Source organism: Plantibacter sp. VKM Ac-2880, from assembly GCF_015351235.1.
Taxonomy (GTDB): Bacteria; Actinomycetota; Actinomycetes; order Actinomycetales; family Microbacteriaceae; genus Plantibacter.
Genome location: NZ_JADKSJ010000002.1, coordinates 1,191,057 through 1,213,969 on the forward strand (window position 1 = coordinate 1,191,057; position 22,913 = coordinate 1,213,969).

At 70.4% G+C, this 22,913-nt stretch carries 21 protein-coding genes; 13 read left to right on the forward strand and 8 right to left on the reverse strand.

Going from position 1 to position 22,913, the window contains the following annotated elements; genetic code table 11:
• Positions 1-259 precede the first annotated feature (259 nt).
• The gene (locus ITJ57_RS19895) at positions 260-1,807 is read left to right on the forward strand and encodes an alpha/beta hydrolase (protein ID WP_194671296.1); all 1,548 of its coding nucleotides are present in this window, start codon (positions 260-262) and stop codon (positions 1,805-1,807) included.
• Between the two features lie 79 nt (positions 1,808-1,886).
• Positions 1,887-3,506 carry a phosphoglucomutase (alpha-D-glucose-1,6-bisphosphate-dependent) gene (gene pgm / locus ITJ57_RS17660; protein ID WP_194671297.1) on the forward strand — a complete coding sequence of 540 codons (1,620 nt, stop codon included), beginning with the start codon at positions 1,887-1,889 and terminating at the stop codon, positions 3,504-3,506.
• A gap of 255 nt (positions 3,507-3,761) precedes the next feature.
• Here pgm and ITJ57_RS17665 read toward each other — a convergent pair whose 3' ends face one another.
• Complete coding sequence (locus ITJ57_RS17665) at positions 3,762-4,619, reverse strand: D-alanyl-D-alanine carboxypeptidase family protein (RefSeq protein ID WP_370582482.1); 858 nt, start codon at positions 4,617-4,619, stop codon at positions 3,762-3,764.
• 81 nt (positions 4,620-4,700) lie between these two features.
• Here ITJ57_RS17665 and ITJ57_RS17670 point away from each other — a divergent pair, with 81 nt between their 5' ends.
• The 4 genes from ITJ57_RS17670 to ITJ57_RS17685 all read left to right on the forward strand — a co-directional run bounded on the left by ITJ57_RS17670 (position 4,701) and on the right by ITJ57_RS17685 (position 10,554).
• Positions 4,701-5,795 (forward strand): alpha/beta hydrolase, encoded by a 1,095-nt coding sequence (locus tag ITJ57_RS17670; RefSeq protein ID WP_194671298.1) that lies wholly within the window; start codon positions 4,701-4,703, stop codon positions 5,793-5,795.
• Between the two features lie 109 nt (positions 5,796-5,904).
• Complete coding sequence (locus ITJ57_RS17675) at positions 5,905-7,701, forward strand: MDR family MFS transporter (RefSeq protein ID WP_194671299.1); 1,797 nt, start codon at positions 5,905-5,907, stop codon at positions 7,699-7,701.
• Between the two features lie 252 nt (positions 7,702-7,953).
• On the forward strand, positions 7,954-9,402 hold the full coding sequence (locus ITJ57_RS17680; protein WP_194671300.1) for a GH1 family beta-glucosidase: 1,449 nt from the start codon (positions 7,954-7,956) through the stop codon (positions 9,400-9,402).
• A 141-nt stretch (positions 9,403-9,543) separates the two neighbouring features.
• Positions 9,544-10,554: a LacI family DNA-binding transcriptional regulator gene (locus ITJ57_RS17685; RefSeq protein ID WP_228507323.1), complete on the forward strand. Its 1,011-nt coding sequence runs from the start codon at positions 9,544-9,546 to the stop codon at positions 10,552-10,554.
• A gap of 2 nt (positions 10,555-10,556) precedes the next feature.
• Here ITJ57_RS17685 and ITJ57_RS17690 read toward each other — a convergent pair whose 3' ends face one another.
• Complete coding sequence (locus tag ITJ57_RS17690; RefSeq protein WP_194671302.1) at positions 10,557-11,426, reverse strand: site-specific DNA-methyltransferase; 870 nt, start codon at positions 11,424-11,426, stop codon at positions 10,557-10,559.
• 69 nt (positions 11,427-11,495) lie between these two features.
• On the opposite strand from ITJ57_RS17690, the gene ITJ57_RS17695 reads away from it, so the two are divergent.
• The 3 genes from ITJ57_RS17695 to ITJ57_RS17705 all read left to right on the forward strand — a co-directional run bounded on the left by ITJ57_RS17695 (position 11,496) and on the right by ITJ57_RS17705 (position 13,332).
• Entirely contained in the window at positions 11,496-11,789 is a 294-nt protein-coding gene (locus ITJ57_RS17695) for a GNAT family N-acetyltransferase (RefSeq protein WP_194671303.1), read from the forward strand.
• A gap of 64 nt (positions 11,790-11,853) precedes the next feature.
• Entirely contained in the window at positions 11,854-12,774 is a 921-nt protein-coding gene (ppk2, locus tag ITJ57_RS17700; protein ID WP_194671304.1) for a polyphosphate kinase 2, read from the forward strand.
• Positions 12,775-12,831: 57 nt separating this feature from the next.
• Entirely contained in the window at positions 12,832-13,332 is a 501-nt protein-coding gene (locus ITJ57_RS17705; RefSeq protein ID WP_056010879.1) for a hypothetical protein, read from the forward strand.
• Between the two features lie 46 nt (positions 13,333-13,378).
• Here ITJ57_RS17705 and ITJ57_RS17710 read toward each other — a convergent pair whose 3' ends face one another.
• The 4 genes from ITJ57_RS17710 to ITJ57_RS17725 form a co-directional block, all read right to left on the reverse strand.
• Positions 13,379-13,924 (reverse strand): HEAT repeat domain-containing protein, encoded by a 546-nt coding sequence (locus ITJ57_RS17710; RefSeq protein ID WP_194671305.1) that lies wholly within the window; start codon positions 13,922-13,924, stop codon positions 13,379-13,381.
• 67 nt (positions 13,925-13,991) lie between these two features.
• A complete protein-coding gene (locus ITJ57_RS17715) occupies positions 13,992-15,041 on the reverse strand; it encodes a biotin/lipoate A/B protein ligase family protein (protein ID WP_194671306.1) in 1,050 nt (349 codons plus the stop codon).
• Between the two features lie 56 nt (positions 15,042-15,097).
• Positions 15,098-16,516: an NAD(P)/FAD-dependent oxidoreductase gene (locus tag ITJ57_RS17720; RefSeq protein WP_370582485.1), complete on the reverse strand. Its 1,419-nt coding sequence runs from the start codon at positions 16,514-16,516 to the stop codon at positions 15,098-15,100.
• 190 nt (positions 16,517-16,706) lie between these two features.
• Positions 16,707-17,597 carry an alpha/beta hydrolase gene (locus ITJ57_RS17725; protein WP_194671307.1) on the reverse strand — a complete coding sequence of 297 codons (891 nt, stop codon included), beginning with the start codon at positions 17,595-17,597 and terminating at the stop codon, positions 16,707-16,709.
• 348 nt (positions 17,598-17,945) lie between these two features.
• Between ITJ57_RS17725 and ITJ57_RS17730 the strand changes: the two genes are divergently transcribed.
• The 3 genes from ITJ57_RS17730 (at position 17,946) to ITJ57_RS17740 (ending at position 21,059) form a co-directional block, all read left to right on the forward strand.
• Positions 17,946-19,004, forward strand: coding sequence for a magnesium and cobalt transport protein CorA (locus ITJ57_RS17730; protein WP_194671308.1), 1,059 nt, complete (start codon positions 17,946-17,948; stop codon positions 19,002-19,004).
• Between the two features lie 190 nt (positions 19,005-19,194).
• Positions 19,195-19,647, forward strand: coding sequence for a MarR family transcriptional regulator (locus ITJ57_RS17735; RefSeq protein WP_327078820.1), 453 nt, complete (start codon positions 19,195-19,197; stop codon positions 19,645-19,647).
• Between the two features lie 5 nt (positions 19,648-19,652).
• On the forward strand, positions 19,653-21,059 hold the full coding sequence (locus tag ITJ57_RS17740) for an MFS transporter (protein ID WP_194671309.1): 1,407 nt from the start codon (positions 19,653-19,655) through the stop codon (positions 21,057-21,059).
• 115 nt (positions 21,060-21,174) lie between these two features.
• Here the strand turns inward: ITJ57_RS17740 and ITJ57_RS17745 are convergent, their stop codons facing one another.
• A complete protein-coding gene (locus ITJ57_RS17745; protein WP_194671310.1) occupies positions 21,175-22,101 on the reverse strand; it encodes an isoprenylcysteine carboxylmethyltransferase family protein in 927 nt (308 codons plus the stop codon).
• A 7-nt stretch (positions 22,102-22,108) separates the two neighbouring features.
• Positions 22,109-22,489, reverse strand: a complete 381-nt coding sequence (locus tag ITJ57_RS17750; protein ID WP_194671311.1) for a DUF3054 domain-containing protein — start codon at positions 22,487-22,489, stop codon at positions 22,109-22,111.
• Positions 22,490-22,615: 126 nt separating this feature from the next.
• Here ITJ57_RS17750 and ITJ57_RS17755 point away from each other — a divergent pair, with 126 nt between their 5' ends.
• Complete coding sequence (locus ITJ57_RS17755) at positions 22,616-22,909, forward strand: DUF4287 domain-containing protein (RefSeq protein ID WP_194671312.1); 294 nt, start codon at positions 22,616-22,618, stop codon at positions 22,907-22,909.
• Positions 22,910-22,913 lie beyond the last annotated feature (4 nt).

The window sequence follows — 22,913 nt, forward strand, 5'->3', positions numbered from 1 at the left end:
CCTCCGGCGTCGTGTTGACTCCCATCCAGGTCACATCCGGCTGATATTCAGGAAAAACGGGCCGTTTCGGCCCGGATACCCCCCGTTTTGAGCTATTCAAAACACGCCAATACCCGTCACAATGGATACAAGGGTGTATTGGGCGCTGCCGCTCGTCTCGGGATGCGAGTTCACGGCCGTTCGTCTCCCCGATCTCGATGCGTGATCCGACGTCGCGCGAGGCTCCACCCGATGGCCTGAGACGACGAACAGGAGTGACGTGACGAGTGTCTTCACCGACGCCGCCTCGCGGACCACTCCTCGACTGAACCTCGCGGCGGGCGCCGAGGCCGCGTTCGACATCGCACCCTCCTGGACCCTGCCCGCCTGGCGGCTCCCGACATGGGTCGGGCGGCCGCTCTCCGCAGCGCGCGTCACGCTCGTCAAGTCGGTCGTCATGACCGTCGCCATCGCCGCGATCCTCGCCGGCGTCGTCACCGTGACGCAGACCTCGACCGCCGGGGCCAGCGCGATCGCCGCCTCCGACTTCGCACCGGCGGCGTCCACGGTCCCCACCATGAGCGCAGCGGCCTTCACCGCGACCTACGTGGGCGACCTCGCCGCTGCGGCGTCCGCCCTCACGACGATGTCGTCGATCCAGGTCGCCCAGCTCTGGACCGCCTTCCCGCCCGGATACCGTGCGCTGCTCATGACCGGCTACCCGGCGATCATCGGCAACCTCGAGGGCGTCACCTACACGGACCGCGCGACCGCCAACGTGTCCCGCCTCGCCGGGCTCCTCACCGACACCGAGGCGAGCTACCGCGCGATGACGGCGAGTGCCGATCAGGTGGACGGCGAAGCGGCATCGATGGCCCTCGCGACGACCGTGTCGCGACTCGACGCGATCAAGCTGCTCGTCGACCGGTACGCCCCGGAGGCGGTCGCCGCCAGGCTCCAGCCCGAGTACCTCATCACGCTGCAGGCGGCGGGGGCCGGTCCTCCTCGCGTCGCGGTCGCGGTGGGCGACGTCGACACCGCCACCTACGTCACCGTGTTCGTCCCGGGGATGAACAGCAGCGCACTCGAGCTCGACGACTACCTGCGCGGCGCGAAGCGCATCCAGACGGCCGCGGCGGACAGCGCGGTGATCCTCTGGATCGGCGGCCACAGCCCGACCGCCCTCGAAGTGCCCTCCAACGACCGCGCCATCGAGGGGGCACCGCTGCTCGCCGGCGTGCTGGCCGGCTACGACGCGTACCGGACGACGCACGGTCTCTCCTCGCAGCTGAGCGTGGTGGCGCACTCCTACGGCACGGCGACGGCCTCGCTCGCGCTGGCCTCCGGCGACTACCACGTCGACGACTTCGTCATGCTCGGCTCGGCGGGCATCCCCTCCGAGATCGCGATCACCGACCTCCATGTCCCCACCAGTCGCGTGTACGCCTCACAGGCGAGTGCCGACACCCTCGCGGGCCTCGGGCAGATCCTGTCCGGGCGGGCGAACCCGACCGGTGACACCTGGGGAGCGACCGTGTTCGGCTCGGACGGCCTGACCCTCGGCGACGGCGACCACCTCGGCGCCGTCGACGGCCACAACGCGGTCGGCTCGAGCAACGCCGACGACCGGGGCAAGTACCTCGGGCCGGCCACCGAGAGCCTCTACGCGATCCAGCGCATCGTGACCGGGAAGGCCTACGCGCTGCCCGACCTCACGACCCCCGCCGGCGAACGGCACCCGGGTGCGACCGCCGCCTCGAGGACGACCGACCCGGCAACCACCACGTCGGCCTCGGCGAGCGCCGCCGCAGTCCTCGCCACCCGCTGACCGTCCGCGATCGTCGGGTGCCCGACATCCGGAGGTCAAGCGCCTTCCTGACCCGATCGGTTGCTGCCAGACTGGGGCGATGAACGATCGCGCTGGGACCCCCGCCACCGAAGCCGACCTGATCGACGTCCCGTCGCTCATCGACGCGTACTACACGCGCAAGCCCGACGTCTCGATCCCGGAGCAGCGGGTCGTGTTCGGCACGTCCGGCCACCGCGGCTCCTCGCTGAACACGGCGTTCAACCAGGACCACATCGCCGCCACGACGCAGGCGATCGTCGAGTACCGCGCGGGCCAGGGCATCACCGGTCCGCTCTTCATCGGTTCCGACACGCACGCGCTCAGCGGGCCGGCGCAGACGACGGCGCTCGAGGTCCTCGTCGCGAACGGGGTCCGGGTGCTCGTCGACGAGTTCGACGACTTCGTCCCGACGCCGGCGCTCAGCCACGCCATCCTCAAGTACAACGCGGAGGGCAACGGTGACCAGGCCGACGGCATCGTCGTCACGCCGAGCCACAACCCGCCGGCCGACGGCGGCTTCAAGTACAACCCGCCGCATGGTGGGCCGGCCGACTCCGACGCCACCTCGTGGATCGCGAACCGCGCCAACGAGCTCATCGCCGGTGGCCTGCAGGACGTGAAGATGGCCGAGCCCTCGGCCGTCGAGACGTACGACTTCCGCGGCAACTACGTCGACGACCTGAAGCACATCGTCAACCTCGACGCCATCAAGCGGAGCGGCATCCGCATCGGTGCCGACCCGCTGGGCGGTGCGAGCGTGCACTACTGGCAGGCGATCGCCGACCGCTACGAGATCGACCTCACCGTCGTGAACCCGCACGTCGACCCGGCGTGGGCGTTCATGACGCTCGACTGGGACGGCAAGATCCGCATGGACCCGTCGTCACCGTCGGCCATGGCCGCGCTCGTCGCCCGTCGTGACGAGTTCGACCTCCTCACCGGCAACGACGCGGACGCCGACCGCCACGGCATCGTCACCCCCGACGCCGGACTCATGAACCCCAACCACTACCTCGCCGTCGCGATCGACTACCTGTACGCGAACCGTCCGGGTTGGCGCGAGGACGCCGCGGTCGGCAAGACCCTCGTGTCGTCGTCGGTCGTCGACCGGGTGGCCGAGTCGCTCGGGCGTCGCCTGTGGGAGGTCCCGGTCGGGTTCAAATGGTTCGTCCCCGGTCTCGTCGACGGCACCGTCGGCTTCGGCGGCGAGGAGAGCGCCGGCGCGAGCTTCCTGCGCTTCGACGGCTCCGTGTGGACGACCGACAAGGACGGCATCCTCCTGTGCCTGCTCGCCGCGGAGATCCTCGCGGTCACCGGCAAGACCCCGTCGGTGCTGTACCGCGAACTCACCGAGCGCTTCGGCGACCCGGTGTACGAGCGTGTCGACGCCGCGGCCTCGAAGGAGCAGAAGGCACGCCTGGGCAAGCTCGACGGCGATGCGATCACGGCGACCGAACTCGCGGGCGACCCCATCGTCGCGAAGCTCAGCCACGCACCGGGGAACGACGCCGCCATCGGCGGGGTCAAGGTCGTGACCGAGCACGCGTGGTTCGCGGCCCGCCCCTCCGGCACCGAGGACGTCTACAAGATCTACGCGGAGTCCTTCAAGGGTGCCGAGCACCTGAAGCTCGTGCAGGCAGAGGCGAAGCGGATCGTCGACGACGCCCTCGGCGCCTAGGCTTCCGCGGTCCCTGAGCCGCCCCGCCCCGGCCCCTGAGCCGTCCGGGTCCTGAGTCGCCCCGCCCCGCCCCGGTCCCTGAGCCGCACCCTCCCGGTCCCTGAGCCGCACCCTCCCGGTCCCTGAGCTTGTCGAAGGGCGCACTTCGACAGGCTCAGTGACCGGTCTTCCGGGGCCCGACTCGTCCCCGGCCGGTCCCTGAGCCGTACCCTCGGTCCCTGAGCCGTACCCTCGGTCCCTGAGCTTGTCGAAGGGCTAGTTCAAGTACCCGGGTGCGGCCGGGAGTCCGAAGAACTCCTCGAGCGTCGTGACGCCCGTGTTGTGCATCTCGGTCGCGAGCGACACCCCGATGTAGCGGTAGTGCCACGGCTCGAAGGAGAACCCGGTCACCTCGACCTTGTCGGCCGGGTACCGCAGGAGGAAGCCGAACCGGTAGGCGTTCGCGGCCAGCCACTGGCCTTCGGCCGTGTCACCGAAGCAGGTGTTGAGCGAGCAGTTCCCGCTCGCGGCACCGATGTCCATCGTCCAGCCGGTCTGGTGTTCGCTGTAGCCGGGTCGCGCGGTCGTCGCGTCGTCGGGCTCGCTGTCGTACACGGACACCTGGCTCGAGTAGCTGCGGTACGCGCTGTTCGAGGCGAGTGACAGGCCGGCCTCGGCCGAGGCGGCGTCGAACATCTGCACGATCGCCGCGGCGGCCTCGGCACGCAGCAGCGGGTCCCAGGTGTGCGCGACGGGCACGGCGACGAGGTCCGGCGGCGTGTAGTCGACGGGGTTGAGCGGCCGGGTCTTGTTGACGACCACCCAGGGGCTCAGCGGGTCGTCGATCGAGAACGCCGCCTTGTCGAACGCGGGCGGTGCCGGCGGGGCGACCGGGGTGGTCTCGGTCGGCGTCGGCGTGGCCGTGGGCGACGGGGTCGGGGTGGCCGTCGGCGTGGCGCTCGGCGTCTTCGTGGCGGCGACCGGGGCGGGCGTCGCTCCCCCGGCGATGTTGACGACGAGCACCACCAGCAGGATCGCGAGCGCGGCCGCGAGCACCCCGAAGGCGATCACGCGGTTGCGACGCACGCGCGGCGAGACCGGGCGTCGGTGGGAGGGCTGATGGGCTGCGGTCACCCGTCGAGCCTAACCGTGACACGCCGAGTCCGCCTCTGCCACACTGTCGACAGGCACGCACACCGGACGAGGGGCCCGACGATGACTGCAGCGACGCCAGCACACCACGCGCCCACGCGTCGCCGGCGTCCGCGGTTCCGCCGGCTGCTCACCGCGGTCGCCGTCATGGTCGGTCTCGGGCTCGTGGTGGCGGTCGTCGCGGCGATCACCCCGTGGCCGTCCGCTCTGCTCATCCGTTCGGTCTTCGAGCGCGGCGGGGCCGCGACGGTCGCCGAGATGGAGCCGTACGTCCCGGACACGAAGCTCACCGAGTACCGCGACGTCGCCTACGCCGCACCCAGTGGCGGACGCCCCCAGGTCGACACGACCCTCGACGTCTTCACCCCGGCCGACGGCACGGAGCCGCTGACCACGATCGTGTGGATCCACGGCGGGGCGTGGATCTCCGGCGAGAAGGGCAACGTCGAACCGTACCTGCGGATCCTCGCCGCCGAGGGCTACACGACGATCGCCGTGAACTACACGATCGCCCCGGAGGCCATCTATCCCACGGCCGTGGACCAGCTGAACGACGCGCTCGCGTACATCTCCGAGCACGCGCCGGAGTGGAACGGGAACCCCGACCGGATCGTCCTCGCCGGCGACTCCGCCGGATCACAGCTCGCGAGCCAGCTCGCGGTCCTGACGACGAACCCCGACTACGCCGCCCTCAGCGGGATGACCCCCGGCATCCGCGCGGACCAGCTCGTCGGGGCGATCCTCAACTGCGGCGTCTACGACATGACGGCGATGGCGGAGCTCGACGGCATCGGCGCGTGGGGCCTGCAGACCGCGCTCTGGGCCTATGCGGGGACGAAGGACTGGTCGGAGACCTCGACCGGCGCGCTCATGTCCACCATCGACTTCGTCACCGCGGACTTCCCACCGACCTTCATCACCGGCGGCAACGGCGACGCCCTCACCTGGTTGCAGTCGGTGCCGATGAGCCAGGCCCTCGAAGCCGCCGAGGTCCCCGTCACGAAGCTGTTCTGGGCCGCGGACCACGAACCTGCGCTGCCGCACGAGTACCAGTTCCACCTCGACCTGGACGACGCGCACGTGGCGCTCACCGCGACCCTCGACTACCTGACGGCGCTCGACGCCGAGCTCGACGCCGCAGCGACCACGGCGCCCTGATCGGTTCGGTTGCCGCGGAACTTGCGCCGGGTGTAAGTTTGCACACTACGCAAAATCCCCAACGTCGGTGCGCCTGTGAACCGGCGCGCCCAGAGTCGAACGAGACCGCATGTCATCCAGCTCCCCCGCCTCGACCGAGCGACCGGGATCCACGCCCGTCCTCAGTCACCGGCAGATCCTCTTCATCATCTTCGGCCTCATGGCCGGCATGTTCCTCTCCGCCCTCGATCAGACCATCGTCGGCACCTCGATGCGCACCATCGCGGACGACCTCGACGGCATGGCGCTGCAGGCCTGGGTCACGACGGCCTACCTCATCACCTCGACGGTCTCCACGCCGATCTACGGAAAGCTGTCCGACATCTTCGGCCGTCGGCCACTCTTCATCATCGCGATCTCGATCTTCCTGATCGGCTCGCTGCTCGCCGGCATGTCCGGCTCGATGTACGAGCTCGCGATCTTCCGCGCCATCCAGGGGCTCGGTGCCGGTGGGCTCATGGCCCTGCCGCTGACGATCATGGGCGACATGCTCGCCCCGCGTGAGCGCGCGAAGTACCAGGGGTACTTCCTCGCCGTCTTCGGTGTCTCGAGCGTCATCGGTCCGCTCATCGGCGGCCTGTTCGCCGGTGCGCCCGAGTTGCTGTTCATCACCGGTTGGCGCTGGGTGTTCCTCATCAACCTGCCGATCGGCGTCATCGCGCTCGCGATCGTGCTGCGCTTCCTGCACATCCCGCACACGCGTCACAGCGTCCGCATCGACTGGTGGGGTGCCGCCACGGTCGTGCTGGCCGTCGTGCCGCTCCTCCTCGTCGCCGAACAGGGCCGCATCTGGGGCTGGGCCTCGGCCGGCTCCATCGCCTGCTACGCGATCGGTGTCGCCGGCATCGTCGGGTTCATCCTCGTCGAGCGGGCGATGGGCGACGACGCGCTCATCCCGTTGAAGCTCTTCAAGAACTCGACGTTCCGGGTCGCCACGATCCTCGGCGTCCTCGTCGGGTTCGGCATGTTCGGCGCGATGATGACCGTGCCGCTGTTCCTCCAGTTGGTGGAGGGCGCGACGCCGACCGAGTCCGGTCTGCTCATGCTGCCGATGATCCTCGGCCTCATGATCTCGTCCATCGCGAGCGGCCAGATCATCGCGCGGACGGGCAAGTACAAGGCGTTCCCGATCGTGGGCACCTTCCTGCTGCTGAGCGGCTTCTTCTACTTCAGCTTCGCGACGGCCGACAAGCCGGTCTGGTGGATGATGGGCGGCATGCTGCTCGTCGGCCTCGGCCTCGGTCAGCTCATGCAGACGCTGACGATCGCGAGCCAGAACGCCGTCGAGGCGCGCGACATCGGTGTGGCGACGAGTTCGTCGACGTTCTTCCGTCAGATCGGTGGAACGTTGGGCACGGCGGTCATCTTCTCGGTGCTCTACACGCGCATCCCGACGACGATCGCGGCGGCCTTCGCCGACCCGACGCTCAGCGAGCGCGTCCGGACCGCGGCGCAGGACCCGGCCGTGCTGTCCGATCCCGCGAACGAAGGCATCCTGAAGGTGCTGCAGCAGGCGCAGGAGAACAGCGGTTCGGCGGGTACCGCGCTCGACGGCGACACCTCGTTCCTCCTCGGCGCGAACCACGACCTGGCCGCGCCGTTCCTCACCGGCTTCGCCGACGCGACCGTCACGGTCTTCTGGGTGAGCTTCGCGGTGGTCGCCGTCGCGTTCGTCCTGAGCTGGTTCCTGAAGGCACCGCCGCTGCGGGCGAAGTCGGCCCTGCAGGAGCGGACCGACGCGCAGGCCGCCGTGGATGCGGAGGACGAGCTGTCGCTCGCCGCGCAGCGGGCCGCCGAGCTGGCCGGGTCGCAGTTGTCGCCAGACACCGCGAGCAACCGCGTCGTCGACCCGAGCACCAAGCGCTGACCGTCGTCCGTCGGGCCGCCAGCGCACCGCGCTGACGCGAGCCCCGGTGCCGGCGCGGTGCGCCGACGTCATCGCACCCGATTCGGCCCCACCGCGACCCCAGCACGTGAGCGCGCCCCTCCTGAGGGGCGCGCTCACGCGTGTGCACCGCGCTCACGTCAGCGCACCGCGCCGGCCCCACACCCGACCCATGCATGAGAGCGCTCTCAGCAGGCGATAGCATGGCCTTGCACCCAGCCACGAGGAGCTCCGATGACGCACGCCCCCCAGCCCACCAGCCGCCCGGCCCTGATCCTGCCGCCGTTCCTCTGGGGTTCGGCCACGGCCGCCGCCCAGGTCGAGGGCGCCGCCCACGAGGACGGCAAGGAGGACTCCATCTGGGACGCCTTCGCCCGCGTGCCGGGAGCGATCGCGAACGGCGACGACCTCGAGGTCGCCGTCGACCACTACCACCGCTCCGCCGGCGACGTCGCGATCATGAGCGAGCTGGGCCTCGACGCCTACCGCTTCTCGACGAGCTGGGCGCGCATCAAGCCGGGCGACCGCGAGGTCAATCCCGCCGGCCTCGACTTCTACAGCCGTCTCGTCGATCAGTTGCTCGACGCGGGCATCCTCCCCTGGCTGACGCTCTACCACTGGGACCTCCCGCAGGCCCTCGAGGAGCAGGGCGGATGGGCCAACCGGGACACGGCCCTCCGCTTCGTCGACTACGCCGAGGCCACCTACGCCGTCCTCGGCGACCGGGTCCAGCACTGGACGACGTTCAACGAGCCGTTCTGCTCGGCCCTCCTCGGCTACGCGGTCGGCGTGCACGCCCCCGGCCGACGCGACGAGGCCGCCGCCCTCGCCGCCATCCACCACCAGCACCTCGCACACGGGCTGGCCACCACCCGCCTCCGCGAGCTGGGCGCCGAACAGATCGGCATCACCCTCAACCTCACGAACGCGATCCCGGCCGACCCGACGGACCCGGCCGACGTCGACGCCGCGCGCCGCGTCGACGGCATCATGAACCGCATCTTCCTCGAACCCATCGTCCTCGGCGCCTACCCGGCCGACGTCACCGAGGACCTCGCCGGCCTCGGCCTCGACGAACTCGTCCACGACGGCGACCTCGAGACCATCTCCGCGCCCATCGACTTCCTCGGCGTGAACCACTACCACGACGACCTCGTCTCGGGTCACCCCGATGACTCCGGTGCCGACGGCGGCCACTCGGGCGCGACCGAACGCGAGGTGGGGTCTCCCTGGCTCGCCTCCACCGGCATCTCCTTCCCGAGCCGCGGCCTGCCGCGCACCGCGATGGACTGGGAGGTGCACCCCGCCGGGCTCCGCACCCTCCTCGTCCGGCTCGGCCGCGAGTACCCGACGCTGCCGCCGCTGTACGTGACCGAGAACGGCGCGGCGTACGACGACGTCGTCGCCGAGGACGGCCGCATCCACGACGTCGACCGCGACGCGTTCATCCAGGACCACATCGACCAGGTGGAGCTGGCGGTCGCCGACGGCGCGGACGTGCGGGGGTACTTCGTCTGGTCGCTGCTCGACAACTTCGAGTGGGCCTACGGCTACGACAAGCGCTTCGGGATCGTGCGGGTCGACTACGACACCCAGGTGCGCACCATCAAGGACAGCGGACTGGCCTACGCGCGTCGCATCGCCGCCTCACGCACGGCGCCCGCCGTCGCAGAACCGTCCTGACGCAGGGTCGACCCGGCGTGTCGCGCCCGCGAGGCCGCGACACGCCGGTCACCTCCTGAGAACGGTCACCGGCCGCTGCCGTCCAGACGGGCGGCGATACACTGCACTCGGCCACGCACACCCGCTCGGAAGGGGACGATGATGCTGTCCGGTCAAGGAGCCCCCACGCTCGAGATGGTCGCCGCCCGCGCAGGCGTCTCGCGCGCGACGGTCTCCCGGGTGGTCAACGGTTCCCCGAAGGTCACGGCGGAGGTCGTCGCCGTCGTGAACGAGGCCATCGCGGCGCTCGACTACGTCCCGAACCGCGCCGCCCGTTCGCTGGCCTCGCGCCGGACGCAGGTCATCGCGCTCGTCGTCCCGGAGTCGACCGCCCGCGTGTTCTCGGACCCGTTCTTCGCCTCCGTCGTGCAGGGCGTCGCCCTCGAGCTCGCGGAGACCGACTACACGCTGAACCTCCTCATCGCGTCCGAAGCGAACTCCGAGAAGACCCGCCGCTACCTGCTCGGCGGCAACGTCGACGGGGCGCTCGTCGTCTCCCACCACAGCGGCGACCACTCGTACACGCGACTCGGCCGGGAGCTGCCGATCGTGTTCGGCGGCCGGCCCATGGGCGCGGACGTCGTCGACAGCACCTACGTCGACGTCGACAACGTGGCCGGTGCGCGGAGTGCGGCGCGCTGCCTCATCGACGCGGGTCGCACGCACATCGCGACGATCGCGGGCCGGCAGGACATGCCCGGTGGGGTGGACCGTCTCGCGGGATGGCGCGCCGAACTGACCGAGGCCGGTCTGCCCGCCGACCTCATCGAGGTGGGCGACTTCTCCCCCGCCGACGGCGCCGCCGCCATGCGCCGTCTCCTCGCGCGCGGGGTGCCGATCGACGGGCTCTTCGCGGCGAACGACCAGATGGCCGCCGGCGCCTACTCCGTCATCCGCGAGGCAGGGCTGACGATCCCCGGCGACATCGCCGTGGTCGGGTACGACGACGACCGCTACGGCGAGACGGCCGCACCGCCGCTCACCACCGTCGCGCAGTCGCCCGTCGACCTCGGCACCGAGATGGCCCGGGTGCTGGTGCGACGGCTCGCGGGCGAGCCGGTCGAGCGCGTCACCGTCATGCCGACCCGGCTCGTGTCGCGCGCCTCGGTGTAGCCCTACCGGGCCAGCCGGGCCCGGATGATCTCGAGCGCCTGCGGGTTCTCGTCGACGAGCACGTACCGGCGCCCGAGCGCCTTCGCCACCGCGCCGGTCGTGCCGCTGCCGGCGAAGAAGTCGAGCACCCAGTCGCCCTCGCGGGAGGACGCCTGCACGATCCGGCGGAGGATCCCCTCCGGCTTCTGCGTCGGGTAGCCGGTCTTCTCGCGGCCGGTCGGCGACACGATCGTGTGCCACCAGACGTCCGTCGGCAGTTTGCCGCGCGCCGCCTTCTCCGCCGTGACGAGACCGGGCGCCATGTAGGGCTCGCGATCCACGGTCGCGTTGTCGAAGTGGTACCCCTTCGGGTCCTTCACGTAGACGAGGATCGTGTCGTGTTTCGTCGGCCAGCGGCTCTGCGCCTTCGCGCCGTAGTCGTAGGCCCAGATGATCTCATTGAGGAAGGACTCGCGGCCGAAGAGGGCGTCGAGCAGCACCTTCGCGTAGTGGGCCTCGCGGTAGTCGAGGTGGAGGTAGAGCGTGCCGTCCGCGGCCAGGACCCGCCAGGCCTCGACGAGTCGTGGTTCGAGGAAACCCCAGTAGTCGTCGAAGGCGTCGTCGAACCGTCGGAGGTCACCGCGGATGCGCTCGTAGGCCTGCCCCTTGAACCCGGCGAACCGGTTCACGCCCGTCTCGGCCGTGCGTACCGAGGTCGAGGAGTGGCGACGCTGCACGCGACCGGTGTTGAACGGCGGGTCGAGGTAGATGAGCGTGAACGCCGCGTCGGGCAGCTGCGCCACGACGTCGAGATTGTCGCCTTCGAGCACGAGGTCCGGGCCGTCGTGCGTCCACAGCGGCGGCCCGTCGGGAGCTGCTGCGGCAAGGGACATGTGCCCATTCTGGCAGTCCGGCCCCGCCCCGGCGGGAAGGAACGACCCGGCCCGCGCGTTGCACCCGGTATGACCACCGAGTTCGCCAACGAGACCGACGCCCAGCGCTACACCATGCACGTCGACGGCCAGCTGGTGAGCGTCGTCGACTACCGGATCTCCGGCGACTCGATCTCGTTCCCCCGCACCTTCACGACGCCGCCGTTCCGTGGCAAGGGGTACGCGGGCGAGCTCGTCACCTACGCGGTCGACGACGTCGAGCAGCACAGCGAGCGGCGGATCGTGCCCATGTGCTGGTACGTCGGCGAGTGGTTCGACGCCCACCCGGAGCGCCAGGACCTCTTCACCCGCTCGGCGAGCTGACCGGACCCCGACGCGTCACCCACCGTCCACCTGACGGTTACGCACGGGGACTAGCGTCCCGACCATGCAGCAGCTCGTCTCGCACTACGCCCCGCCGCCCCCGCTCGACCGGATGGACGGCTACCAGGTGGTCGACGTCGATGACGACGACCCGATCCTGCTCGACGCCGCAGGCACCCACATCGACACATGGCGCGAGGGCTACCCGTACGCGGAGCGGATGTCGCGCGAGCAGTACGAGAGCGACAAGCGGCTGCTCCAGATCGAACTGCTGAAGCTGCAGAACTGGATCAAGGCGAACGACCGGCGCCTCGTCGTCGTGTTCGAGGGGCGTGACGCCGCCGGCAAGGGCGGGACGATCAAGCGGTTCACCGAGCACCTCAACCCGCGCGGTGCCCGCGTGGTCGCGCTCGAGAAGCCGACGGCCCGTGAGTCCACCCAGTGGTACTTCCAGCGCTACGTGCAGCACCTGCCGGCCGCGGGTGAAATCGTGCTGTTCGACCGCTCCTGGTACAACCGCGCGGGCGTCGAACGGGTCATGGGCTTCTGCACGCCCTCGCAGTACGACGAGTTCATGCGCCAGGCCCCGCTGTTCGAGCAGATGCTCGTCGGCGACGGCGTCGACCTCGTGAAGTTCTGGTTCTCCGTCTCCGCGGACGAGCAGCGCACCCGCTTCGCGATCCGCCAGGTGGACCCCGTCCGGCAGTGGAAGCTGTCGCCGATGGACCTCGCCTCGCTCGACAAGTGGGGCGACTACACGCGGGCGAAGGAGGCGATGCTCGAAGCGACGGACACGTCAGACGCCCCGTGGACCATCGTGAAGAGCAACGACAAGAAGCGCGCCCGCGTGGAGGCGATGCGGCACGTGCTGCACCGGTTCGACTACGCGAACAAGGACCACGAGGTGGTGGGGACACCGGACACCAACATCGTCGGACCCGCGGCCTCGGTCTACGAGCGCGGCGAGCGGAGCGACGCGGTCTGATCCCGGACGTCGCCTCCAGCCGGACGCGGCGCCGGCCGGCCCGCTATCCTCTGGATCATGCAGCCGAACTCGTCCCCGTTGCGTCGCCTCACGTCGTCGAGCGCGATCTACGGCACCATCGTCTACGCCGGCCTCGTCGGCGCGTCGAGCGTGTACGAGGAGGACGACGTCGAGCAGGTGCTCTTCACGAGCGCGATCACCCTCGTCGTGTTCTGGCTGGCGCACGTCTACTCGGCGGCGCTCGCCCACCACGGTGACGATCGGCACGAGGGCACCGTCACCCTCGGTGCGTCGATCCGGCACGGCTTCGAGGAGTCGTTCGGCATGCTGCTCTCCGCCGTCCTGCCCACCATCCCGCTCATCGTGGGCGTCGCCGGCGGCCTCGCCCATGAGCAGGCGGTCAACCTCGCGCTGCAGGTGTCGACGCTGATGCTCTTCGTGCTCGGGTGCGCGGCCTTCGTGGTGCGTGGCTCGCGCTGGTGGTGGTGCCTCCTCGGCGGTGTGGCGACAGCCCTGTTCGGCGTCGTCATCATCGTGCTGGAGGCGGCGACCCACTAGCGCCGTGCGTCAGCATCACGCCCGCCGGCGCGACGCCGTCCGCGGTTCAGCTGCGGGTGCTGAGCGCCTTCGCCGACTGCTGGGCGGCGCGACGGACCTCACGGTCGGGGTCGCGGAGGAGGCCTTCGAGCAGCGGCTTGGCGTCGTCGCCCCCGACAGCGGCGAGCGCCCTGGCACCACCCGCGCGAACGCGGGCGTGGTCGTCGTTGAGCAGCGGGGCGATCGTGGCGACGTCGCCGACGCGACGCTCGGCGCACACCCGTGCGGCCATCTCGCGGACGCGCCAGGCCTGGTTGCCGAGTGCGGCGACGACGGCCGAGGTCGCGGAGTCGTCCCAGACATGGAGGAGGGCGCGGGTGCCCCAGAGCTCCGGCCAGTACAGCGCGGGAGCTCCGCCGAGGATGCCCTCGGCGTGGTGGCCGCCGACGACGCGGAGGAAGTCCTCGCCCTCGTACCGGCCGGCGAGGAGCGAGACGCAGCGCTCGACGACGCGCGGCTCGCTCTCGGCGGCGACCGCGTCGGCGAGTCGCTGCTCGAGGGAGGCCTGCGTGGCGGGGACCGGGGTGTCGGGTGTCTCGTTCTGCGCTGTCATCGTTCCCCCACCCTAGTCCGCGGGGTCCGGGGCGTGGTGGCCGCCTGGCGACCGACGCCGGGTCGGGTCAGGGGACGCGGGTGAGCCAGGCGTCGGTGTCGAACTTCGATTCCACGAGGGACTCGGCCGCTGCCAGCTCCGCCGCCGTGACGTGGCCCGGGGTCGCGCCGGTGATCTCCACGAAGGTGTCCTTCATCCGGTCGATGATCTCCGCCCGCGAGAGCCCCGTCTGGCTGCGAAGCGGGTCGACGCGCTTGGCCGCCGAGGTCGTCCCCTTGTCGCTGAGCTTCTCGCGCCCGATGCGCAGCACCTGCGTCATGAGCTCGCCGTCCATGTCGTAGCTCATCGTGACGTGGTGCAGCACCGCGCCGTTCCCGAGGCGCTTCTGCGCCGCCCCGCCGATCTTGCCCGAGGGGCTCGTGATGTCGTTGAGCGGCTGGTACGTCGCCTCGATGCCGAGCGAGCGGAGGGCGACGAGCACCCAGTCGTCGAGGTAGGCGTAGGAGTCGGCGAAGGTCATGCCGTTCACGAGCTCCGCCGGGACGTAGAGCGAGTAGGTGATGATCCCGCCGCGCTGCATCATCATGGCGCCACCACCGGAGACCCTGCGGACGACCTCGAAGCCGTTCGCCTTCGCGTTGTCGAGGTCGACCTCGTTCTTGAGCGACTGGAAGCTGCCGATGACGACGGCCGACTGGTCCCACTCCCAGATGCGGAGCGTCGGACCGCGGCGGCCCTCGCCGACCTCGTTGGTGAGGACCTCGTCGAGCGCCAGGTGCAGCTGCGGGGACACCGAGCCGTCGTGGATGAGCTGCCAGTCGTAGTCGCCCCAGCCGGTGGCCTTGGCGAGCGAGCGGCGGATGGCGGTCGCGACGGCTTCCGGGGTGAAGCCGAGGAGCACGGCGTTCTCGGGCAGCGCCCCGCGGATGGCGGCGGCGAGCCCGGCTGCGTCGGTGGTGGCCGGCAGCCCGGTGACCGCGCGGTCGATCAGCGCGAGCGCGTCGTCCGGTTCGAGGAAGAAGTCGCCCGCCAGGCGGAAGTCGGCGATCCGACCGTCGACCACGTCGAGATCGACGACGACGAGCTTGCCACCCGGGACCTTGTACTCACCATGCATGCCCCCAGCCTATTCCTGGACGGCGTCCGGATTCCCCGGAAGCGGTCTCGATCGGCTCAGGAGTCGAACCCGATGCCGAACCGGTCCATGACCGTCAGGAGCAGGCCGTCGCGGCCCTCGTTGGCGTCGGAACGGGCGACGGCGCGGCGGACCAGCTGGATGGCGGGGTTCGCGATGGGTTCGGGCGGGATGGGGATCGGCTTGGACCGCACCATCCGCAGCCGGGTCAGCTCCGTCGACTCACCGCTCAGCAGGTCGAGCATGACCTTCGCCCCGAAACGGGTCGCCCCGACGCCGAGACCGGTGAACCCCGCGCTGTAGGCGACGCGACCGCCGAGCGCCGAGCCTTGGAAGGCCGAGAGGCGGGAGCACATGTCGATCATGCCGCCCCAGGCATGGGTGAACCGCACGTCGAGCTGCGGGTAGGTCGTGAAGAAGTGGTCGGCGAGCGTCTCGAAGGTCTCGCGGCGCTGGTCGTGCTCAGGGCGGATCCTGCCGCCGCGGTGGTAGACGGCGTCGAAGCCGCCGTAGAGGATGCGGTCGTCGGCCGTGCGGCGGGAGTAGTGGAACTCGCGGCTCGAGTCGGCGATGCCGAACCGGTCCGTCCAGCCGATGCTCGCGAGCTGCTCGGCGGTGAGCGGCTCGGTCATGAGGACGTAGTCGTACACGGGGATGGTGAGCAGCTCCGTGCGCTTGAGGAGCGAGGGGAAGCCGTTGGTGGCGAGCGCGACCCGGCGGGCCTGCACACTCCCCTGCCGGGTGGTCACCGCGACGCCGTCTCCCGAGCGTCGCAGACCGGTGGCCGGCGTGTGCTCGAAGACGCGGACGCCGAGCTCGATGCAGGCGCGCTTCAAGCCCCAGGCGAGCTTCGCGGGGTGGACGAGTGCGGTGCTCTTCCATTCGCGCTGACCCGCCAGGTACACCGGGGAGTGCACGAGCTCCTGGACCGCCTCCCGGTCGAGGAAGACGCCGTCGCCCGAGACCTCGCGGAGGGCGTCGACCTGGTGCGGCTCGGTCGCGACCGTGAGCACGCCCGTGTGCTCGAACTCGGCGTCGATCCCGAGGCGGTCGAGCGTGGCGACGAACTCGTCGAAGTTCTCGTCCGCGAGCCGTTCGAGCTGCGGCAACTCCTCGGGGAAGTGACGTTCGCCGTTGTCGTCGCCATGGGTGAGGCTGGCCTCGAAGAAGCCGCCGTTGCGGCCGCTCGCCGCCCAGCCCACCTCCTTGCCCTCGATGAGCATGACGTCGCGGGAGGGGTCCGCCTCCTTCGCGATGAGCGCCGTCCAGAGCCCGGAGTAGCCGCCACCGACGACGAGCAGGCCGCTGTCGACATGGCCGACGAGGCGAGGCTCGGGCGCCGGACGCTCCGGCGTGTCGAGCCAGTACGGGACGGTGCTCGCGCGGGCGAGGGACCGCGCGATGCGCTCGGCCGGGTTGCGCCGACGATGGCTGTAGGTGGGGCCGTCCGAGGTCACCGGGTCTCCTCCGCGTCGAGAGTGGATGCCGTGACTGTACCCCGTGGGCGTCGCGCTTGTCCCGCCCTTCGACAGGCTCAGGGACCGGGAGGGGGTGGGCTCAGGGACCGGGAGGGGGTGGGCTCAGCGGCCAGGAGGGGTGGGCCCAGGGACCAGGAGGGGTGGGCTCAGGGACCGCGAGGGGGTGTGCTCAGGTGCGCTTGTCGAGCCACTGCACGACGTCGCGCTCGACGTCCTCGCGGTTCAGCTCGTTGAAGATCTCGTGTCGGGCGTCGGGGTAGATGATGAGCGTCACGTCGGTGAGCTTCGAGCGCTTCACGTAGGCGTCGCGCAGGAGGGTGAGTCCACGGACACCGCCGAGCGCGTCGTCCGAGCCGCCGAGGATCAGCACGGGCAGCTTGCGCGGCATGTGGCGGGGTGGGCGGCCGAGGAAGGCGAACGCCTGGATCGGGTTCCACACGGGGGTGACGCCGATGTCGAAGTTGCGCTCGTCGGCGGCGAACGCGGCCCAGGCCTCCGGGTCCCGGTTCAGCCACTCGAGGCCCGTGGTGCCGGTCTTCCGCCACCGCTTGTTGAGGTCGCCGGCGTTGATGACGCCCGGCATGGCCAGCGAGGTCCCCGAGAGGATGAGGTACTCGTAGAGGTCGTGGTGCGCGGCGACCTTCTGCGCCATGAGGGAGCCCCAGCTGTGGCCGAGGAGCGCCAACGCCGACTCCGGGAACCGGGTGCGCAGGTGGCGACCGACGGCGGCGAGCGAGGCGATCGCACCCCAGGTGGTGCGGGGCCCCAGCTTGCCGAGGCCCAGATGTTCGAGGCCGGTCCGGCCGTGGCCCCGGTGATCGTCGGCGACGGCCGTGTAGCCGGCGTCATTGAGCGCCGCGGCGAGGCGGCCGTAGCGGAGGGCGTGCTCGCCGGCGCCGTGCGCGATGTGCACGACGGCCTTCGGGTTCGCCACCTCCCACACGTAGAGGTAGATCGTCACGCCGTCGTCGTCCACGATCGTCTCGGTCGCGTACGGCCTCGGCTCGAACGGCCGGTTCGCGTCGTCGGCGTCGACAGGTGGCGGGGTCTGCTCGCTCATCCCGCCAGCGTAGGCCTTCTGCACGCTCGACGCCTCGCCTCCTCCACACCGCGCGGCAGGTCCCGGTCAGCCCACAGATGCGGGTTTGCGGTTCGTCAGCGGCAGGCGTACGGTGATCGAGGCCCGAACGGCGGGCCGCAGGGATCGACGGAAGCGAGGTGAGCGGCCATGGCTGGTGACAGTACCCGCGCCATCGCGTCGACGAACCGCTCCGCCTCCCCCACCCGGTAGGCGCTGCCCCCGCCGGCGCCGAGGCGCCCACTCACACCTCCCCGGGTGCGATCCCCCAGGATCGTCCGCACCCGCGCGGCCGCCGCACGCTCCCGTCCATCGACGGACGGAGACCTCATGGCACTCATCGACAACGGCATCTATGTGACCGGACGGCGCTCGGCGAGCCCGCGCTCCCTCGACGCGACGTACGAACTCCTGAACGAGCAGCGCGGCATGGCCTGGATCGGGTTGTACCGCCCGCAACCGTCGGAGATCCGTTCCGTCGCGCAGGAGTTCGACCTGCACCCCCTCGCCGTGGAGGACGCCCTGAAGGGGCACCAGCGGGCCAAGCTGGAGCGCTACGGCGACACCCTCTTCGTCGTCCTGCGTCCCGCCCACTACCTGGACGCGGAGGAGCGGGTCGAGTTCGGCGAGGTGCACCTGTTCGTCGGCCCCGGCTTCGTGGTGACGGTCCGGCATGCTGAGAAGCCCGACCTCGCTCAGGTCCGTCGGCGCCTCGAGGCACGACCCGACATCCTCGCGCTCGGCCCCGACGCCGTCCTCCACGCCGTGGTCGACCAGGTCGTCGACGGCTACGGGCCCGTCGTCGCCGGATTGGAGAACGACATCGACGAGATCGAGGACGAGCTCTTCGGCGACGCTGCGGACGTGTCGCGGCGCATCTACGAACTACTGCGACAGGTGATGGCGTTCCAGCGGGCGACCGCCCCGCTCCGCGCCGTGCTCCACGGACTCCTCCAGGGAGCCGACAAGTACGGGCTCGACGAGGAACTGCGCAACGGATTCCGGGACGTGCTCGACCACGTCCTGCGCATCGCCGAGCGCGTCGACTCCTTCCGACACCTGCTCCGGAACGCGCTGACCGTGCACGCAACCCTCATGACGCAGCAGCAGAACGAGGAGATGCGCCGACTCTCCGAGGCGAGCCTCGCGCAGAACGAGGAGTCGCGCCGCATGAGCGAGACGGCGTTGGCGCAGAACGAGGAGATCAAGCGCATCTCCTCGTGGGCGGCGATCCTCTTCGCACCGACGCTCATCGGCACCGTCTACGGCATGAACTTCGACGCGATGCCCGAGCTGCACTGGCAGTTCGGCTACCCCGCCGCGATCGGCGCGATGCTCGCCCTCTCGGGCACGCTGTACGCGATCTTCCGGTTCCGCCGCTGGTTGTGACGGCGCTGGTCACTGGGAGCCCTTCGACAAGCTCAGGGACCGGAGAGGGTTCCGGCCCCTGAGCCTGTCGAAGGGCCCACCTCGGCCCGGTCCCTGAGCTTGTCGAAGGGCCCACCTCGGCCCGGTCCCTGAGCTTGTCGAAGGGCCCACCTCTTTACTTAGCCTCACTAATGAGCTAAGCTAAGTATTCGTGGCAGGCACAGCGGCACCGAAGACGACAGCACGGACGATCGCGGAGCAGGCCTCCGAACTCCGCATGGGCACCTTCCGATTGGCAAGGCGCCTGCGCGGCGAGAAGAGCGTCGACGACCTCAGCGATCCACAGTTCTCCGTGCTCGGAGGGCTCTACAAAGAGGGCTCCGCGACACTCAGTGCGCTCGCCGAACGCGACCGCGTGTCCGCGCCATCGATGAACCGCACCGTCAACTGCCTCGAAGAGGCCGGGTACGTCACCCGTGAAACGGACACGGCCGACCGCCGCAAGGTCACCATCGCCCTCACCGAAGCGGGCCACACCACCGTCACCGAGACCGTCCGGAAACGCGACGCGTGGATCACCCAGCAGCTGCGCGCGCTCACCCCGGACGAACGCGACACCCTCGCCCGCGCAGCCGAGATCATGAGGAGACTCGCCACCCAGTGAGTGCAATGTTCCGTTCCCTGTCCAGCGTCAACTACCGCATCTGGTTCATCGGCGCCCTCGTGTCGAACGTCGGCGCGTGGATGCAGGCCACCACCCAGAACTGGGTCGTCCTGACCGACCTGACCGACAACGACGCCGTGGCCGTCGGCGCCACCATGGCCCTGCAGTTCGGGCCCCAGCTGGTGCTCGTGCCGATCACCGGCCTCATCGCGGACCGCTTCGACAAGCGCAAGATCCTCATCCTCACCCAGTCGAGCCTCATGCTCCTGGCCTTCGCCCTCGGTGCGCTGCTCATCTTCGGGCACGCCGAACTGTGGCACATGTACCTCTTCGCGCTCGCGCTCGGCATCATCAACGCGGTCGACGGACCGGCCCGCCAGACCTTCGTCTCCGAGCTCGTCGACGAGCACAACATGTCGAACGCGGTCGCCCTCAACTCGGCGTCGTTCAACGCGGCACGCATGGTCGGCCCGGCGATCGCCGGTCTCCTCATCGTCGCGATCGGGTCCGGCTGGGTCTTCGTCGTCAACGCCTTCACCTTCCTCGGCGTCATCGGGGCGCTCCTCGCCCTCCGCACCGGCAAGCTCCGCCGACCACCTCGGGCACCACGCGCCCGCGGGCAGTTCGTCGAGGGCTTCCGCTATGTCCGCGGCCGCCCGGACCTCCTGGTCGTGTTCGTGATCGTCTTCATCATGGGTGCGTTCGGCATGAACTTCCCGATCTTCGCCTCGACGATGGCGGTGGAGTTCGGCAAGGGCGCCGGTGAGTACGGGATCCTCTCCTCCGTCCTCGCGATCGGTTCGCTGACGGGGGCGCTGCTCGCCGCCCGGCGGGCGCAGGCCCAGATGCGCATGATCGTCGGTGCGGCCGGGCTCTTCGGCGTCGCCGCCCTGACGGCCGCGTTCATGCCGAGTTACTGGACGTTCGCCGCCGTGCTCATCCTCGTCGGCTTCTCCACCGTGACCCTGCTCACCACCGCGAACGGACTCGTCCAGACCACCACGGAGGCCGCCGTGCGCGGCCGGGTGATGGCGCTGTACATGGCGATCCTCATGGGCGGCACGCCCATCGGTGCGCCGATCGTGGGCTGGGTCGCGAACACCCTCGGGCCGCGGTGGGCACTCGGACTCGGGGCCCTGGCCGGCTTCGTCGCCTGCGCCACCGGCCTGCTCTACGGGGTCGTGCGGCACCACCTGCGCCTGCGCGTCGCCCCGGACTCCCGCTGGCGGCTGCAGTTCACCCACGACGGCGTCGTCGCGCCCGTCACCCCCGAGGAGTTCTCGGAGCAGATCGCGCTCACCTCGCCGATCCCACTGCCGAAGGGGAAGCCGCGCTCGACAGCAGCGACCGAACCCCGTCCTGAGCCGTCGCCGGTCGACGATCGCAGCTCGCTCACCGGCTCCCGCCGCTAAGCGGCTCTCCGCTCCGACCCGCTCGGCGTTCGCAACTCCTGCATCCTGCGACCGCCGAGGCCGCCGGTCGCGCGGAGCGGCGGCTGACTCGGCCGGTCGTCCCGGTCAGCAGGAGTTACGAACGAGCCTGCACCGGGCGGAGACTCGGCACCCAGCAGCGGAGCGCCGTCCGGTACCGACGGTACGGTTCGCCGAAGCGGGCTTCGAGGTCGGCCTCCTCGACCGGCCGGACCAGCACGTTCCAGACGACCGCGCCGAACACGGCGTAGACCACCACGATCCAGGACGACAGTAGGAGGCCGACGCCGATCCCCTGGACGATGCTGCCGACCGCCATCGGGTTGCGGACGAAGCGGTACGGTCCGGCGACGACCAGGCGGTTCGGCATCGCGGCCGGCAGCGGTGTCCCGCCTCCGGTGGTCGCCATCGCCGCCGCAGACCACAGCCCGATGATGCTGCCGAGCACCAGGACGATGACACCGGCGACGACGGCGAACGGCTCGGCACCGGGGAGCGTGATCGCGACCTGCCACCGCAGCTCGAAGAACCGCAGCACGGCCGGGATGACCGCGAGGAAGACGCCCCAGAACGCGACGATCTCGATCGCCGTCCGCCCGAGCTGCGCGCCGGTCGACGCCGTCGGGTCCGCCGGCCGGAAGGCGAACGGACCGATCGCGATCCACGCCCGCGGGATGCCACCGGTGAGGACGAGCGCGAGCGCCGTGACCGATCCGACGGCGGCACCGACCATCAGCAGGGCGCCGATGCCCGCCTCCCCGGTCACCGCCGCGAACACGCCGAGCGAGACGGTGACGAGCAGCGTCCATCCCGTCGCCAGGACCGCCGCCCAGCGGATCCCGATCGCGGCGAGCGCCGAGGCGACGACGAACAGCGGCACATCGAGCATCGCCATGAGCACCGGATCGAGGGAACCGAGGGTCGCGTCGCGCACGAACGGGACGAGGAACACCGACGCCCACCAGGCGGCGCCGGCGACCGCCTGGACGCCGAAGTACCAGCGCCCCCAGGCGACGGCGCTCATGCGCGCATCAGTGGCGCCGACGAGCGATGAGCCAGGCCACCAGGCGCCAGCCGAGGAGCAGGACGGCGAGCACGAGGACGGTCACGATGACGAAGCTGAGCTGCACGCCCTGACCGGAGACCGCGCGCAGCACCATGCCGACGATGACGGTCGACACCCAGACGATGACGCCCGCCCAGCGCACGGCCCGGGTCTCGCGCTGGCCGAGGACGAGGGCGAGCACGTGGCCGACGAGCAGGCCGACGGCGAACGGCCAGAGGGTCACGAGGATGCCGAGGACCCCTTCCCCGTGGCTGGCCCGGCCGATGAGGACGAACACGATGACGGCGAGGAGGTCGATGCCGACGGTCGCGGCGAATCCTGCTGGGGTTCTGCGGGGGCGTTCCATCCCCTCACCCTATTGGCGCGCCGGGCGCTCATCCTGGAGGGTCGCCGTCCGGCGTCGGCCGGGTCTGTCGCGGGGAGGAGCTGCTCGGTACGATGGCGCTGACATCCCACCGATGAAGGAGCAGTCATGTCGTTCCAGGCCTACCTCGACGCCGCAGAAGCCAAGACCGGTAAGACGCCCCGCGAGCTCGTCGACGAAGCGCATACCCGTGGTTTCGACGGGTCCACGAAGGCCGGCGAGATCCTCGAGTGGTTGAAGACCGACTACGAGCTCGGCCGTGGTCATGGCATGGCGCTCGTGCACGTCATCAAGAACGGTCCCACGATCGGCGAGAAGCACGTGGGCACCGACGGGGTGCACCGTGACGAGTCGACGGAGCTGTGGCTCGACGGCAAGGCCTCGAAGCCTGCCGCCCCCTGACCCG